General features: G+C 42.6%; 13 protein-coding genes. 9 read left to right on the top strand and 4 right to left on the bottom strand.

Annotation, left to right across the window (positions count from 1 at the left end; all coding sequences use genetic code 11):
- Positions 1-92 precede the first annotated feature (92 nt).
- Positions 93-1100, top strand: coding sequence for a hypothetical protein (locus ACH59B_RS16240; protein ID WP_404302112.1), 1008 nt, complete (start codon positions 93-95; stop codon positions 1098-1100).
- Between the two features lie 71 nt (positions 1101-1171).
- On the opposite strand, the gene ACH59B_RS16235 is transcribed toward ACH59B_RS16240, so the two are convergent.
- The 3 genes from ACH59B_RS16235 to ACH59B_RS16225 all read right to left on the bottom strand — a co-directional run bounded on the left by ACH59B_RS16235 (position 1172) and on the right by ACH59B_RS16225 (position 4270).
- Positions 1172-1726 (bottom strand): hypothetical protein, encoded by a 555-nt coding sequence (locus ACH59B_RS16235; RefSeq protein ID WP_404302110.1) that lies wholly within the window; start codon positions 1724-1726, stop codon positions 1172-1174.
- Between the two features lie 429 nt (positions 1727-2155).
- Entirely contained in the window at positions 2156-2416 is a 261-nt protein-coding gene (locus tag ACH59B_RS16230; protein WP_404302107.1) for a hypothetical protein, read from the bottom strand.
- A gap of 357 nt (positions 2417-2773) precedes the next feature.
- Positions 2774-4270, bottom strand: coding sequence for a GDSL-type esterase/lipase family protein (locus ACH59B_RS16225; protein WP_016821520.1), 1497 nt, complete (start codon positions 4268-4270; stop codon positions 2774-2776).
- Positions 4271-4435: 165 nt separating this feature from the next.
- On the opposite strand from ACH59B_RS16225, the gene ACH59B_RS16220 reads away from it, so the two are divergent.
- Complete coding sequence (locus ACH59B_RS16220; protein WP_016821519.1) at positions 4436-6697, top strand: helix-turn-helix transcriptional regulator; 2262 nt, start codon at positions 4436-4438, stop codon at positions 6695-6697.
- On the opposite strand, the gene ACH59B_RS16215 is transcribed toward ACH59B_RS16220, so the two are convergent.
- Positions 6694-7593, bottom strand: a complete 900-nt coding sequence (locus ACH59B_RS16215) for a carbohydrate ABC transporter permease (RefSeq protein WP_016821518.1) — start codon at positions 7591-7593, stop codon at positions 6694-6696. The two genes, ACH59B_RS16220 and ACH59B_RS16215, sit on opposite strands and share 4 nt — an antisense overlap.
- Before the next feature lie 268 nt (positions 7594-7861).
- Between ACH59B_RS16215 and ACH59B_RS16210 the strand changes: the two genes are divergently transcribed.
- The 7 genes from ACH59B_RS16210 to ACH59B_RS16180 all read left to right on the top strand — a co-directional run bounded on the left by ACH59B_RS16210 (position 7862) and on the right by ACH59B_RS16180 (position 16003).
- A complete protein-coding gene (locus tag ACH59B_RS16210; protein WP_016821517.1) occupies positions 7862-8827 on the top strand; it encodes a sugar ABC transporter permease in 966 nt (321 codons plus the stop codon).
- Positions 8828-8848: 21 nt separating this feature from the next.
- On the top strand, positions 8849-9472 hold the full coding sequence (locus ACH59B_RS16205) for a YesL family protein (protein ID WP_016821516.1): 624 nt from the start codon (positions 8849-8851) through the stop codon (positions 9470-9472).
- 28 nt (positions 9473-9500) lie between these two features.
- Positions 9501-11021, top strand: coding sequence for an extracellular solute-binding protein (locus ACH59B_RS16200; RefSeq protein ID WP_117288990.1), 1521 nt, complete (start codon positions 9501-9503; stop codon positions 11019-11021).
- Positions 11022-11155: 134 nt separating this feature from the next.
- Positions 11156-12517, top strand: a complete 1362-nt coding sequence (locus tag ACH59B_RS16195; protein ID WP_044785318.1) for a glycoside hydrolase family 28 protein — start codon at positions 11156-11158, stop codon at positions 12515-12517.
- 24 nt (positions 12518-12541) lie between these two features.
- Positions 12542-13426, top strand: a complete 885-nt coding sequence (locus ACH59B_RS16190) for a dienelactone hydrolase family protein (RefSeq protein WP_044785317.1) — start codon at positions 12542-12544, stop codon at positions 13424-13426.
- 25 nt (positions 13427-13451) lie between these two features.
- Positions 13452-14432 carry a pectinesterase family protein gene (locus ACH59B_RS16185; RefSeq protein ID WP_044785316.1) on the top strand — a complete coding sequence of 327 codons (981 nt, stop codon included), beginning with the start codon at positions 13452-13454 and terminating at the stop codon, positions 14430-14432.
- Positions 14426-16003, top strand: a complete 1578-nt coding sequence (locus ACH59B_RS16180; protein ID WP_044785315.1) for a glycoside hydrolase family 43 protein — start codon at positions 14426-14428, stop codon at positions 16001-16003. Before ACH59B_RS16185 ends, ACH59B_RS16180 begins: the two co-directional genes overlap by 7 nt.
- Positions 16004-16053: the final 50 nt, after the last annotated feature.

The following is a 16053-nucleotide window of genomic DNA, read 5'->3' as shown; positions in this document are numbered from 1 at the left end:
TGCATATTGTATATTAGGAAGTCTTTTTTATGTGTTTTAGATATGATTTCATGTGATTGATGTATTATAAATCTTATAGAGGGTGAAAATGGATGACAGCAATGGTGAATAAGGAAAAAGGTCTTATAAAAAGCTGTGCGGTTAGGATATTTTGTGGAACTTTAGCTCTGCTTTATTTTTTAGTTTTGCTTTCGCCTAACAATGTACAGGCTAATGCCAATATATATCAAGGGGGCTTACTAGATAACAAACCAATATCTATAATGAATTTACGAAATACAGGAATAGCAAGGATTACTAATAATTTGACTGACAATAACATGGATACTGGAGAAACGATAAGTGGACAACGAGTCTATTATAAGTTTGATACTCCAACTGATGTCTCTCAAATTCGCCTAGATTACCAGACGACTGGCGCAACTACTTTACTTCAAGTCTTCAATTCAGATGGAAGCAAAGTTTACTCTACTAGATTAGGTTACCAAGTTCCAACTGAAGTTTCTTTGGATGTCCAAGCTAAAAAGGTTTCCTATATTATTTTCACTCATGAAAATGGACACCCTTATACAATTCATGAATTCAATGTATTTGGTTACTCAACTGATCCAGGTACAGGTAATCCGTCTCAGCCTGATCCAGGTACAGGTAATCCGTCTCAGCCTGATCCAGGTACAGGTAATCCGTCTCAGCCTGACCCAGGTACAGGTAGTCCGTCTCAGCCTGATCCAGGTACAGGTAATCCGTCTCAGCCTGACCCAGGTACAGGTAATCCGTCTCAGCCTGACCCAGGTACAGGTAATCCGTCTCAGCCTGATCCAGGTACAGAAAATCCGTCTCAACCAGATCCAGAACAACCTTCTGGTAACCGTGCCATCCTGGTAGTCACCATGACAACTGGTTTAGAAAAGGAATTTGACCTAAGCATGAAAGAGGTAAATGACTTTATTGCTTGGTATAAAGGCAAACAGGCTGGTTCAGGATCTGCTTTATATGCTATTAATAAGCATGATAACAATAAAGGCCCATTCAGCAGCCGAAAGGATTATATGCTGTATGATCGTATCCTAACGTTTGAAGTAAGTGAATACTCTAAATAAAATAAAATACCCTGCTTATAGTGGCAGGGTATTTTTTGTGTTTAATTAAAATGACTGGCAGTTGATATAACTCAAGGTAATTGTCCACTGCCTCTATACTTACCATATTTAGCATCCCATTTGTATGTTGCAAGTGCTAAATCCCATCCACCTACAACCGGGCGGTAATTCTTCCAAAATTCTAATACCTCACCATCTGATTCTATGCGAACTTCTAAATCCCCCATAATAGACAGTTTTTGTTTCAATGTCCCATCTTCCAGTTTGTAGATATACAATTTTGTATTTGATGGGGCATAATTATAAGTTACAGCTACGTGTTTTTCGTTTTTAGCAGGTGAAAATATTTGAATATTAGGTTCTTCAAAAGACTCATCCGAATATATTTCATCTTGTATAAATACTATTATACCTTTTGAATTTATAAGATAAAATTTTCCTGATTTCGTTAGAATAAAACTTTCTGTTTTCTTATCAGAATTGATATCTTCTGTTTTAATTAAAGCGATTTTTTCATTAGGGTACCTTTGGTTAAACTGGGCTTTGGGATCGGAAGAAGCAAAAGCCCAGTTTGAAGATAATAGAAATAAGGTAATGAATATTAACTGGAAAATAGCGGTTCTCATAGAAATCTCCTCAATTTTAGATTGTTAGCTGATCAGATTTTTTTTGAAAGAAAATCATGTTTTATAGTAGTCTATCAGACCTAAGGAAATTTTTCTATTAATAATTACAGAATAGACCAGATGAATTATACTTTCAAAAGTATGGTTGATATCCTGCTGGTAAAAGTCATTCAGGTGTTTTTTATGCGTATGTATTAGACTTTAGAATTCTTGAAACGTATCAGTAAGCCATGCATGATTGGGAAATCAACCATACTTTATGGAACAAACAAATGAGTTATCAAGAGACTGCTAAAGAGTGGGCCAAATATCATAAGTGGAAATAAAAAAAGATCGCTGGTCATGGGAAGCACCAGTGATCTTTTAAAGTTCAAAGAACGGGACATTGAGTAGCAATCAGGAGAGGTAACCTCAGCCCGTCCGTTTTTCCTAGTTTACCTTAATGGTATACACCATTCTCAATTTACCGTTACCGGCGTAAATCTCAACTCTTGCATTCGTTGCAGTGGTGGTGGTTACTACGCCGGAAGCGGAGACGGTGACATTTCCGCTCGCCACTTTATAAGTATCTCCAGGGTAATTTGACAACGCATAAGAATAATTACTTTGCAACGTAGCCGTTCTGTAGGATACTCCGTTTACTTGTACAACAGGTGTAATTTCTGGAGAAGGGCCTACTGCTGCGGACACGCTAGGGATAATAATCCCCCAATGAGTCCCAAAGAGATAGCTGTTGATAATAATATTTTCTTAGTATTCATAAAAAAATCCTCCTTATGTATGATATGAACTCCTAAAATATACCGTGTAAAATGGTTGCTTTCACTTCATTCGATAAATATTGTAAAAATAATACAATGAAACGATTCTATAGTCTTATAAGATACAAAATAATTAAAATATGACAATTAAAGAAACTCATTTAATATACTGTATTTTTGAGCTATTCTCTATAGCTGGGCCATCTTTGCATAACAAAATAAAAACGGACGTCGGAGTGATTCGTCCGAGATCCGTTTTTCGTATGTGCATGTATGGCACTTGATATCAGTTGACAAGTTGATGTGCAAGCTTCTTGCTACTATCTAGATTTCTTTCGACCATGCGTTGTTTTAATGCAGACAGCTCCGTATTTTGACGAATCGCTTCTGCTACCAGCTGGGCAATTTGCCTTGCTCCTTCGTCAGAAAAATGGGTATTATCTGCTACACCAGCTGGGTAATTAGGGTGCGTTTTTTCAGGCAAATGCATAAATAGAAGCTGGGAATCTTTTTCGCCCATGGAACGATAAAGCTGCTGTGATGCTTCGAAAATATCGAGCAACGGTGTCTGGGTTTCCTTGGCTACTTGTCTCATGGCAGCGGGATAGGCTCCTACGGCCAGCGGATCAGGTTCACCGTTTGCGGTAAAGCGGCGGCGGCTTACAGAGGTTAACAGCACTGGAATTCCGCCACGTTCCCGAGCGGACTGAATGTATTGAATTAAGTTTAGACGGTACTCTCCATCAGGATCGGTGTAGCGTGCAGGGTCTTCTTTTTTCTCGTCGTTATGTCCAAATTGAATAAACAAATAATCGCCAGCTTGAATATCTTTTTCAATATCAGCTAATCGCCCTTCTGCTATAAAAGATTTGGTGCTTCGTCCGTTGACGGCACGATTATCCACATGAACAGTAGAGTCCAAATGAGCTTGCAAATGTTCGCCCCAGCCTGTCATCGGTTTTTCGGTTGCTCCTTTTTGAGCTGCAGTAGAGTCCCCTGCGATAAACAGTCGAGTTGTCATCTGTTGTCTTGCCTGCGCATATCCATGTTTTTGTAGCCATGTTTCCGCCAGGTCGAGCCATTGTCTGCATTCAAGGTTGTCCTCGGATAGTCCCAAGCCGTGTCGTCCTTCCTCAAATACATGCAGTTCAAACGGAATACGCTCTCTGGATAATGAGAAAGCGAACAACAGGCTATTTTCTACCGGTACAGCGCCATCATTGGCCGTTGTCCACATAAAAGTCGGAGGTGTCTGTGCAGTCACTTGCCGATCGGATGAAAAGGCTTGGAGCTGCTCCAGGGTTGGCTGTTCCCCTAAAAAGTGCGTACGGCTTCCAAGATGCGTATAAGGATCATGAAATGAAATGACAGGGTATCCCAACATCAGAAGATTTGGTTTTTCCGCTCCGATCGTGGAGACAATGGAGGCCAGGTGACCCCCTGCTGAAAAACCGATGAGACCCACTTGATCAGGGATCACTAGCCAGTCATGCGGTGTTTGGCGAATCCATTGCAGGGCATGTTCTACATCCTCCAGCAAGGAGGTAATCTCGAAATCACCGACCTGATACTCCAGCACGCCCGCATGAATACCTAGATCATTTAACCACCGGGCGATTGGCTCTCCTTCATGTGAGGCCAAATGCTCGTAGCCACCGCCAGGTAACACCAATACAAAAGGACGAGCTTCACGAGCCACTACGGGATAGAGGGAGAGAAAGGAAGTGTCCAACGGAAATTCTTCTTTTACAATCTGTTCTTTAGAACTAACGACATGTAACATAAGAGACCTCCAAATTTCTTTTTAACTGCCGCAAACCAAATAAAATCAACTTAAATTGGAATGATACGGATGTAAAAAATAATGCACACGTGAAAAAAATGATTTAAACCTTGTTATGAAAGCGCTATAATTTGGTGTGATACCAAGGACCAAAGGGGGAGCGCAATGAAAAAAGGAAGAATGTTCTACACTATTTTTATTACGATTCTGGTTTTGGGAATAGGATTGGTGGCCAGCTTTGGCAGCTATATCTATTTTACAACAATTAGCTCCGTTGTGGAGAGAGTTTCCAATACCAAGCAAAGCTACATGGCGCAGATCAGAAATAGCCTGGAACAGAAAATTCAAACGATTGAATACGCTTTTAATACGTATAGCACGACCAGTTCCTTTAATGAAGTTGTCAAAAATCCCATTACAGAAAAAGATTTTGTAGCGTATCGGAATGTAAATACCCAGCTCAATTATATTGCTACGATGGGATTAGAAGGAACCGAGTATTCACTAATAAGTCTAAATCAGAATTGGAGAATCTCCAATGGAAGCCTGTCTTATTTGACGAAAACGGAACGAGAAAAGCTGATTAGTACCTATATCGACCACCAGGATAAGGGACTATTCTGGATTAAAACAGATAAAGGAATCCGTTTTGTGAATACCTTGCCTGTGTTTTCCAAAAAGAAACAGGCCATCGCGCTATCTGATATTTCGTCGCAGACGTTAAGCCATACCATTCAAACAGAGGATCATATGCCTGTGTTTATTTTGAATAAAAAAGGCGACTTAATGTACGAAACTGAGCCTGCTACTCCCTTATTGTCTACTCAGCAGCTTCAGCACATTTCAGAGGTTACTGCTAAATCAAACAACACGGGCATGCTGACATTGGAGAAAACGGAGCATCAGCCAGCGCGGCAAATCATTTATGCTAAATCTGCTTACAACAATTGGACTTACTTAACGGTATTAGATAAAAAAGAGATTGCAAACGCGTTTCAAACGACCAAATTTGGGATTATCATGATGGGCCTTGTATTAACGCTTTTAATGGTGGTGGTGGCATACATCATTGCCATTTACTTTACCAAGCCATTCCAGCAAATAAAACGCAGCTTACCGAAAAATCCTAACTTCGCTTTCAAAAATGAACCTTCTAAAAATGAAATTGAGTGGATTATTAATTCCATCGACAACATTGTAACAGAGAAGGAAAGCTTGGAAAGTCTCATTCAGTCCGAAATGCCACAGTTGGAAACGCAATTGATTCTCAACCTGTTTCGCAAACGTGTTTCCGCAGAGGAATTGGCACGAAAAATGCCACGCTTGGGCTACCCGCAGATCGAGAATCAAATGTATATTACCTTGTTGGTTCAACTGGATAATCTGGGAGATCGAGAACCTTCGGATAAAGATGTTTTACTGCTGGCTATTAACAAAATCGTAGAAGAAACGATTCCTGAGCAGCAGCGTATGCTTCCGATCATATTGAACGATAACACCCAGGCTACCATATTAATTTTGGTAGGTAAGAGTGCACAGGAAATGAGAAAGCAAGTGCTGGATCATGCGACGCTTTTGATTCAGAATGTAAAAGAGTATTTGAATGTATCCATCAGCATCGGTATTAGCACAGCGTATGATAACTTATTAGAAAGTAAAGAAGCTTGTGAGATGAGCAAGCAAGCATTGCATCACCGTTTAAATCTTGGTAAAGAGTCGATTATTTTTTATGAGGATATTTCCATGGTCATTTCAGGTCCGGTGCTGCTGCATTATCCTGCGGAATTGGAATCCAAACTGTTTGATGCCATCCGCATAGGAGATGAAGAGCAGGTATATCATACCGTGCACTCTTTGTTGGCGGAAATGATGACAAAGAACAACCATTCCATGAACTTTGAAGTGCTGCTGGTACGCTTTGTCAATAACCTCATCCAATTAGAGCAGCTATTAGGGATTGAAGTACTGCTAACGCAAGACAATCATGCCTTGTATCACCGTTTGCTGGATATCCGTAACCCGGAGGAGATAGAACGCATGCTGCTGGAACAGGTTATTTTCCCCATGGTAAAAAGCATGAAGGAGAAGACCAACCAGCAATTCCGCTGTCTCTCTGAGAAAATTGCCGCGATTATCCGTGCTGAATATGACCAGGAATTATCATTAGAACTCATTGGAGATCGACTGCATTACAATCCAAATTATTTAAGCAGTATTTTCAAAAAAGAATACGGAACGACGTTTAGTGAATATCTGATGGGCTATCGCCTGCAAATGAGCAAGAAATGGCTCGTTGAGACAGATATGACGATTAAAGAAATCGCCGAGCGGCTTCAATATCATAATTCGCAAAACTTTATCCGCTCTTTTCGAAAAAAAGAACAGGTTACACCAGGGGCTTATCGAAAGATGAAGCAAGCCAATTAACCTTTAACCGCCCCCAGTAAGGCTCCTTTGACAAAGTGCTTTTGCACAAATGGATACACGATTAACATCGGAACGGTCGCTATAACAATGACCGCCATCTTAATCGTCTGCGCAGGCGGGATGACATCTACCGCAGTTCCTTCTGCCTGCATACCACTGGAGACGATAACAATTTGGCGAAGTAAGACTTGAATTGGCCATTTGGCAGAGTCATTGATATAGAGAATGGCGTGCATATACGTATTCCAGTAGGCAACAGCGTAGAATAAAGAAATGGTTGCAATAGAAGGCAGGGCTAATGGCAACATAATTTTAAAGAAGATACCAAAATCGTTGCACCCGTCCATCTTGGCCGATTCCTCCAAATCATCCGGCAATGCCTGAAAAAAGTTACGCATGATAATCAGGTTAAATGCATTAATAGCTACGGGCAGAATCAAGGACCAATACGAATTGATCAGTCCCATGCTTTTGACAACGAGGAATGTCGGAATCATCCCCCCGCTAAACAACATAGAAAACACGACAATGAAGTTAATCGTATTGCGGCCAAGCAGATATTTTCGGGATAATCCATAAGCCATAAAAGCGGTAAAAATCATACTTACAACTGTACCCACGATCGTTACTCCGACCGAAACCCCAAGTCCTCTAAAAATCGTTGGAGTGGATAGGATATAGCGATAAGCATCCAGTGAGAAAGTTACAGGGAATAAAATGAACTTCTTGGCCACTACTTCCTCAGTTGAAGCAAATGAGCTGGCGATGATATTCAAAAAAGGCAAGAGACAAGTGAGGGCAATGAGAATCAAGAGTGTACTGTTTACAATGTTGAAAATACGACTGCCCAGCGATTCTTTTTTTCGTGATTTTGGTTTGATTAATGGTTGTTCCAATGTGGGTGACCTCCTTGTAATCGTTTACATGTAAACCTTATCAAGAGGAAAGAATTCCGTATATAATCAAATCTTGAGGTGTTCTCTAAGCGTGGAAAAAGAGGATGATCATTAAGTTGTGTAGTAATCATTAGCTAAGGTGAAAAGGCTGTAAAGTAGGCTGTTGGCCTATTTTTGTAAACGCTATCATTTGATGATTATATGCGGAATGACAAAAATATCGTACTCTTGAAAGCGTATACAGGAACGTTTGAAGGAGGTCGAACTAATGAAAGTTTCAAGTGTCCCCGCACCAAACATGAAGATGAAAATGAAAAAGAACAAAAGAACGACGGAAAGCCTTTTACGAATGCAGAAACACAAGCTGCTCTATCTGATGGTTTTACCCGGGTTGGTGTACTTCATTATTTTCAAGTACTTCCCTATGGGAGGATTGGTAATTGCATTTCAGGATTATCAAGCCTTTCAGGGAATTACAGGCAGTCCATGGGTAGGAATGAAGCATTTTATTCGTTTGTTTACAGAGCCTACGTTTTTTATGTTGCTTCGCAATACGCTGGTTTTATTTGCACTGAATATTGTAATCTTTTTTCCATTGCCCATTATATTGGCGCTCATGCTGAACGAGGTTAGGAAGATGTTTTTCAAAAATATAATTCAAACCATCATCTACATTCCGCACTTTATGTCATGGGTTATCATCGTTTCGATTTCTTATGTATTCCTGACGGTGGACGGCGGTGTGCTGAATGAACTGATTGCCGCACTAGGCGGTGAGAAGATCAGCTTCTTAACATCACCGCAGTGGCTGCGAACGGTCTATATCGGGCAAGTGATTTGGAAGGAACTTGGCTGGTCTACCATCATTTATTTATCTGCAATTACAGTGGTGGATACACAATTGTATGAGGCAGCAGAAATGGACGGTGCTGGACGTTTGAGAAAGACATGGCACGTGACTTTGCCAGCGATCCGCCCGGTTATTATTACTTTGTTAATTTTGAAAATCGGTAGCACGCTGGATTTGGGCTTTGAACATATGTATCTGCTATTGAACTCATTAAACCGCGAGGTTGCCGAAATCTTTGACACCTATATTTATACTGCGGGCTTAAAGAATGGACAATTAAGTTTCAGTACGACGGTAGGACTTTTCAAAGGTGTAGTAGGTTTAATTCTGATTATGTTCTCCAATCGACTCGCTAAGAAATTTGGTGAGGACGGCGTTTACTAATGACGACGGGAAGGATGCAAAATGGTACGGTTTGTAGAAAACATGAACAAATGGTGCATGCGCCTGCTACGCCTGGTCTACCTTAACTTGCTGTGGACGATTGCGACCATCCTGGGCTTGGGTTTTATAGGTGTAGGGCCTGCAACCGTTGCTATGCTTAGTATTTTAAGGCAGTGGATTCGGGGCAATGAGGAAGTCGCCATTTTCTCGACGTTTGTACGTTACTTTAAAGAAAGCTTTAAGGAAGCAGCCATCATTGGCGGGCTATACAGCCTTGTGGGTTACGTGCTCTACGTGGATATCGTCAACAGCTCATCCTGGTATGTTCGTGTGGTGACACTGATGGGTGCCTTTTTGTATCTGATCTCTTTGGCATACATTTTTCCGTTACTGGCTCACTATGATTGGAAAGGCATCAAGCTGAAGATCAAGATGTCGATCGTAATTGGATTTTCGTATTTACAATATACACTTGTTCTTTTTGTAGCTATTGTCGTGCTTTATGCATTGATTCTAGGCTTGTACCCAGGAATTCTAACTTTTGCCGGAGCGAGCATCATCGGTTATCTCGTGATGTGGATGACGCATCAGGTATTCAGCAAAATAGAGCGAGAGGTTCTGGTGAAAGAGGAAGATATGGCATGAATATACAAACGAAAAAGGAGCAAACACGATGAAAAAAAGAACCGCGATGAAAAAGGGAGTATCGGGTCTTCTTGCCGGACTTATGGTCATGAGTGTTTTTCTAACTGCTTGTGGTGACAAGGAGACTGAGGATCAAGGCAGCCAAACCTATGATCCCAAATCCAAACTGGAATTTACCTGGCTAAACGTATTGCATACAGCCTCTCCACCTACAGAAACGATTAAAAGCAAAATCGAAGAATACACCAATTCCAAAATTACGTTCAACTGGGTGCCGGATGCTTCCAAGGAAGAGAGAATTACCACCGCACTGGCTTCTGGTGAATTGGCAGACATGGTGACTTTGACGATGATGACAAATTCATCAGTGCGTAGTTCATTGAAATCAGGACTATTCTGGGATGTAGGCAAATACTTGGATGATTATGAAAATTTGAAGAAGATCCCGCCTGAAGTGCGCGAAGCTGCTTCTATTGAAGGGGTACTGTATGGTGTTCCGTTCCAGAAAAATCTGGCTCGGGCGGGTCTGGTCATTCGTCAGGATTGGCTCGATCGCTTAGGACTGAAAGTGCCGACCACACTGGATGAGTTGTATGAAGTTGCGAGAGCGTTTACAGAAGATGATCCAGATGGCAATGGAAAAAATGATACGACTGGGTTTGTTGACAGATCGGATCTGCGTTACAGCAGCTTCAAAACATTAAGCTCCTACTTTGGGACACCTAATGGCTGGAAAGTAGATGAAAACGGCAAGTTTACGCCGGAATTTGATACTCCTCAATATTTGGAGACCTTAAAGTATTCCAATAAATTATACAAAAACGGATACCTCTCCAAAGACTTTGCCGTAACCGCTAAAACGGACCAGCAACAACAATTTGCACAAGGTAAAGCAGGGATTTATACAGGCATGATTGATATCTCTAACCTTAGAACCTTGTCTCAAGGCTTACAAAAAGGGCTGAAGCTGGTACCTGTTAACAAGATTTCTAATGGAGATGGCCAATATCACGTATGGTCTGAAGGAAGCGGGGTAGGAGGCTTGCTGGCATTTCCGAAATCTGAAGTAAAGACAGAAGCTGAGTTGAAGAGACTGCTGCAATTTGTAGATGATTTAATTGACAAAGATGTATATATGTACATGACCGGTGGTATTGAAGGTACTCATTATAAAATCGAAAAAGATGGTTCCTTTAAAATTACGAATACAGATTTGTGGCAAGCAGACGTTCAGCCATTTTCAAGCTCCAGACCAAGTGAAGTGACCTATAACTTAAAGGATGCCAATCCGGAAAAGGAAATGGCTAATGAATTAGTGCGAGAAAATAATAAATTTGCTGTTCTGGACCCGACAGTGCCACTGGATTCAGCCACCGCTAATGAACAAGGAACAGAGCTGGAGAAAATCATTACCGACGCCTCCTTCAAATTTATTATGGGTGAAATTGATGAAGCCGGATTTAAAGCAGCTGTAGAAAACTGGAAAAAGTCAGGCGGAGCACGAATTACCACTGAGTATGAGGAAGCGTATAAGAAAACGAAAAAATAAAGATATAGGCTGAACATTAGTGTACATGAATTGTTACTACGCAGGCGGATGGTGCTTAACATCGCTGACACTTGTCCAGCACCATTCCGCCTACTGCGTTTTATTCACAAAAAATAAAGACAGGAGAGAACGAAATGCAATTGTATAACATTGTAGATTATGGAGCAGTTCAGGATGGTACGACGATGGCGACAGAGGCGATTGCGGCTGCCATTGAAGCAGCAAGTAATGCTGGTGGAGGCACCGTTTTTGTTCCGTCTGGAACATACCTGACGGGTGCTATTATTCTGAAAAGTAACATTGAGCTGCATTTAAGCCCCGGTGCAATTCTTTCCTTCAGTACGGAACTGGCAGATTACCCTGTAGTAGAATCCAGATGGGAAGGCGTTCAGCGGGAAGTACATGCATCGTGCATTTATGGAGAGAACCTTGAGAATATTTCGATTACAGGCAGCGGAACACTGGACGGAAATGGTCAACCGTGGTGGGAAAAGCATCGGAATCACCCTGAAGAGTTGCAGTATCCAAGACCCAAATTAATCAGCTTTGACCGCTGTCAACGGGTCACCATTAAAGACCTCATGTTAAAAAATTCCCCCAGTTGGACTGTAAACCCCATTGCTTGCTATAACGTTACGATTGACAATTTGTCCATTCTTAACCCGGCCGACTCTCCCAATACGGATGGCATTAATCCCGAATCCTGTTCCAATGTTCGTATTAGCAACTGCAATATTGATGTAGGCGATGATTGTATTGCGATCAAAGCAGGAACCGAAGATACCCATGAGCGGATTCCTTGTGAAAATATTACGATTACCAACTGTACAATGGTGCATGGTCATGGTGCTGTCGTACTGGGAAGCGAAATGAGCGGAGATATTCGTAATGTTACGATCAGCAATTGCGTGTTCAAGCAAACGGATCGGGGCATACGTCTGAAATCAAGACGGGGACGCGGTGGAATCATCGAGGATATTCGTATCAGCAACCTTGTGATGGAGGAGGTCATTTGTCCATTTATTCTAAACCTGTATTATTTCTGCGGACCTCGGGGCAAGGACAAATATGTGTGGGATAAAAATCCCTATCCAATTACTGATGAAACTCCGTGCTTTAGAAGAATCCATTTTTCCAATATCACGGCACGTCAGGTTCATGCGGCGGCTGGTTTCTTATACGGACTTGCAGAACAATATATTGCTGAAATTACATTTTCCAATATTGATATATCTATGGCTAAAAATGCGATTCCCGGTCGTCCGGCCATGATGACAGGGATTGAAGATATGAATAACCGTGGTTTTTATCTAGGTAATGTGAGGGATATTCGTTTTCAACAGGTTACGATTGAAAATCATGAAGGTCCTGCCTTTTACATTGAAAATGGGGAAGATGTTGAAATCAATCGTTGTCATTCGAAGAATACAGCTCAGCCTGAAAAGCTGATAGAACAAGTAACGATACAACCTTCTGAACAAAATGTTGTGAAATAGGAGGGGAGGAAAGGAGCATAAAACGTGGATAAGTTGCAAGCATTGTTGGGAGACCTTCCGGCAGATCGCCCTATAACGGCGACTCTACTGAATCAAGAAGAGCGGGAGGGTTATCGACTGGAGTGTCTCCTGCTGGACTTGAACGGGATTGAGTCTGTGCCCGCTTATGTAGCTACACCCTTACAAGGGGACGGTCCGTTCCCATTGGTCGTATTTAACCATTCGCATGGGGGCAACTATACGAATGGACGTAAGGAACTGCTTCATAGCAGTTCTTACCTGCAGCAGCCCTCGTTTGCTACAACCCTGACAGACATGGGGTATTGCGTGTGCTGTATCGACATGTGGGGCTTCAATGAGCGTGGAGGCAAAACCGAGAGCGAGCTGGTAAAAGAAATGCTCTGGCAGGGTCAGGTGCTGTGGGGCATGATGCTGTATGATAACCGTCGTTTGGTAGATTATATGTGCCAGCGTGAGGACATTGATGCTTCCCGTATCGCAACGATCGGCATGTCGATGGGTGGACTTATGGCATGGTGGATGGCTGCTTTAGATGAACGAATACAGGTCACGGTGGATATCTGCGGACAGGTAGATGCCCATACGCTGATCGCTAAAAGGGGATTGGATCATCATGGCTTCTATTCCTATGTCCCCGGCTTGTTGAAGCATTTCACCACGCTGGATATTCAAAAGCGGATCGCACCTCGTCCACGGATGAGTATAACAGGTCAAAATGATCGGATGTGTCCTATAGAAGGAGTCGAGCATTTGGCCAAGGGGTTGTTGGAAGCTTATCAGAAAGCAGGTCACCCTGAGCATTGGCAGCCTGTGATTGCGGGCGGTGGCCATATGGAGACATTGGAAATGCGAACGGCTTGGCAGTCATTTTTAGCTGAACACTTGTAAATCAAATGAAAGGATTGGGGTAACCATGCTAGTCGGAAAAGAATCCTTTTGTGATTTCCACACTATTCAGGAGGCGATTCATGTATTGGAGCAATCGCCTTCCAACGAAATGGAAACGCTAACTATTTTATCGGGTACCTATGAGGAAGAAGTGCGGATTTACCGTTCAAATCTACATATCATAGGCATCGGGCAGGTAGAGATTCGTATGGACCGGTATGCCAAGGAGCGGAATGAAGCAGGTGAGGAAATAGGAACCTTTGCGACACCGACTTTATTTATAGGCGGCAGCCATCTGATCTTGGAAAATCTCATCATTTCCAACACGGCCGGACAGGGAGAACACATTGGGCAGGCCGTTGCGGTATACGCTCATTGTGATCAAACCGTCTTTAGAAACTGCACCTTTAAAGGGTACCAGGACACGTTATTTACAGGCCCTCTGCCTCCTGCACCCAAAGAACGATTAAAGTTTGGTGGAATTCCTTTGAAAGAACACCATGCACACTATCGCCAGCTTTATCAGCATTGTTACATCGAGGGTACGATAGATTTCATTTTTGGCGGGGCTACCGCTTACTTTGAAGATTGTGAGATTCGTAGTTTGCGTCATCATAAGAACCATACAAGCTACGTTACAGCCGCCTCTACACCGCAAGGACAAACGTACGGCTATGTATTCGATCATTGCTATTTAACCGCAGAGCCTGATATTACTCCTGTTTTTTTGGGCCGTCCATGGCGGGAATATGCCAAAACCGTATTTGTCGATTGTAAAATGGGCGACCATATCGACCCGCGCGGCTGGGACAATTGGGACAATGTCGCGAATGAGAAAACCGTCTGCTATCAGGAATATGGCGGATCTGATGAAATAGCTTTATTACGTAAGCAGCGTGTTCCGTGGGCGGATTGCTTTGAAGCGAGGACAGAAGCATGGAGCAAGGAGCAGGTTTTTGAGGGAGTCACATTTTGGAAAGTAAGGAGAAGTGATGTCTCATGTTGATCCAAAACCCTATATTAAAAGGCTTTAATCCCGATCCGTGTATTACGCGAGTCGAAGATACTTACTATATTGTAGTGTCATCATTTGAGTGGCTGCCTGGAGTACGGGTGTATCAGTCCAAAGATTTGGCTCATTGGGAGCACTGCACGGATATTTTGACTGACCAGGTTGATTTGAGAGGGAACCCGAAAAATTGCAGCATTTGGGCACCGCAATTAAGCTATGCGGATAACCTTTTTTATCTGCTCTATACGGATGTGAAAAGCACCAAGCGTCCGTTCAAGGACGTTCATAATTTTGTGATAACGGCACCCACGATCAACGGACCGTGGTCGGAACCCGTTTATCTGAATAGTAGTGGATTTGATCCATCTTTATTTCATGATGAGGATGGACGCAAATGGCTGCTGAACGCGTTGTGGGATTACCGCATGTTGGAAAGCAATAAGTCATCGGGTATTGTCATGCAGGAGTATGACAGCAGTCAACAGCGGCTTGTTGGCGAGCCTATTAAAATTTTTGATTGCACTCCATTGAAGAAGACAGAAGCGCCCCACATCTACAGGCAGAACGGTTATTATTATCTTGTTACAGCGGAAGGTGGAACGGGTACGGGGCATGCAGTTACTGTAGCACGCTCCAAGCAGATAACCGGCCCGTATGAAGTGGACCCGCATAACCCGATGCTTACGTCTCGTGATCTGCTGAATTTCCCTTTACAATGCGCAGGACATGGCAGTCTTGTGAAAACACCGGACGGAGAATGGTATATGGCTCATTTATGTACACGTCCAGTGGAGGGGAAATACGCCATTTTAGGGCGCGAGACAGCGTTACAGCAAGTATATTGGAATGATGAAGGCTGGCTGCGATTAACCGCCGGGGGCCATACACCCCAATTGGAGGTGCCTGCGCCTCAAGGGACAATCTTGGTTCAGCAAGAGCAGCAGAAGTATATTTTCGAAGACTTTTTCGAGGGCCCCACACTTGACAAAACGTGGAACACATTGCGTATCCTGGCGGACGATAGCTGGTGTTCATTAAGTCAACGCCCAGGCTATCTTCGAATCCATGCTGGAGAATCCATACAAAGTCTGTTCCAGCATCACGTGCTTGCCATTCGGCAAACGGATCATCATTTCCGGGTAGAAACAGCACTGGAGTATCAGCCAACCAGCTATTTGCAAATGGCGGGACTTTTGCTGTATCTCAATGAAGAAGACTATTTGTATGCGTATGTTAGCTATGAAGAGGGAGTGGGAAAAGTGCTGCGCATGATGCGCTGTGAAGCTAATTCATTTACGCTAATTCCGCAAGTGATTGCCCTTCAGAATGATCTTCCTGTACATTTGGCTGTAGAGGTTCATGCATCCCATGCACAATTTTATTATGGAGTCGGAGATGAACCTTCCTGGACGCGACTTTTTGAAATACAGGATATCAGCTTTTTGTCTGGAGGATTTACAGGGAATTTTGTAGGTATTGCAGCTCATGATATGCAACAATTCCAAGGAAGCCATGCTGATTTCTCCCACTTCTTATACCATGGTAAGGACCATCTCTCCTCATAAAAATATAATACTGACTATACTGCAAGCACCTTAATGGGTGCTTTTTTTCT

It is taken from the genome of Paenibacillus sp. DP01 (genome assembly GCF_044784315.1).
Classification (GTDB): domain Bacteria; phylum Bacillota; class Bacilli; order Paenibacillales; family Paenibacillaceae; genus Paenibacillus; species Paenibacillus polymyxa.
The sequence above is the reverse complement of the archived record's forward strand: the minus strand, read 5'-3'. Positions and strand labels throughout refer to the sequence as shown.

Coding starts and splice junctions, on each gene's coding strand:
- ACH59B_RS16240 (WP_404302112.1), top strand. CDS start 93: ATGACAGCAATGGTGAATAAGGAAAAAGGTCTTATAAAAAGCTGTGCG.
- ACH59B_RS16235 (WP_404302110.1), bottom strand. CDS start 1,726: ATGAGAACCGCTATTTTCCAGTTAATATTCATTACCTTATTTCTATTA.
- ACH59B_RS16225 (WP_016821520.1), bottom strand. CDS start 4,270: ATGTTACATGTCGTTAGTTCTAAAGAACAGATTGTAAAAGAAGAATTT.
- ACH59B_RS16220 (WP_016821519.1), top strand. CDS start 4,436: ATGAAAAAAGGAAGAATGTTCTACACTATTTTTATTACGATTCTGGTT.
- ACH59B_RS16210 (WP_016821517.1), top strand. CDS start 7,862: ATGAAAGTTTCAAGTGTCCCCGCACCAAACATGAAGATGAAAATGAAA.
- ACH59B_RS16205 (WP_016821516.1), top strand. CDS start 8,849: ATGGTACGGTTTGTAGAAAACATGAACAAATGGTGCATGCGCCTGCTA.
- ACH59B_RS16200 (WP_117288990.1), top strand. CDS start 9,501: ATGAAAAAAAGAACCGCGATGAAAAAGGGAGTATCGGGTCTTCTTGCC.
- ACH59B_RS16195 (WP_044785318.1), top strand. CDS start 11,156: ATGCAATTGTATAACATTGTAGATTATGGAGCAGTTCAGGATGGTACG.
- ACH59B_RS16185 (WP_044785316.1), top strand. CDS start 13,452: ATGCTAGTCGGAAAAGAATCCTTTTGTGATTTCCACACTATTCAGGAG.
- ACH59B_RS16180 (WP_044785315.1), top strand. CDS start 14,426: ATGTTGATCCAAAACCCTATATTAAAAGGCTTTAATCCCGATCCGTGT.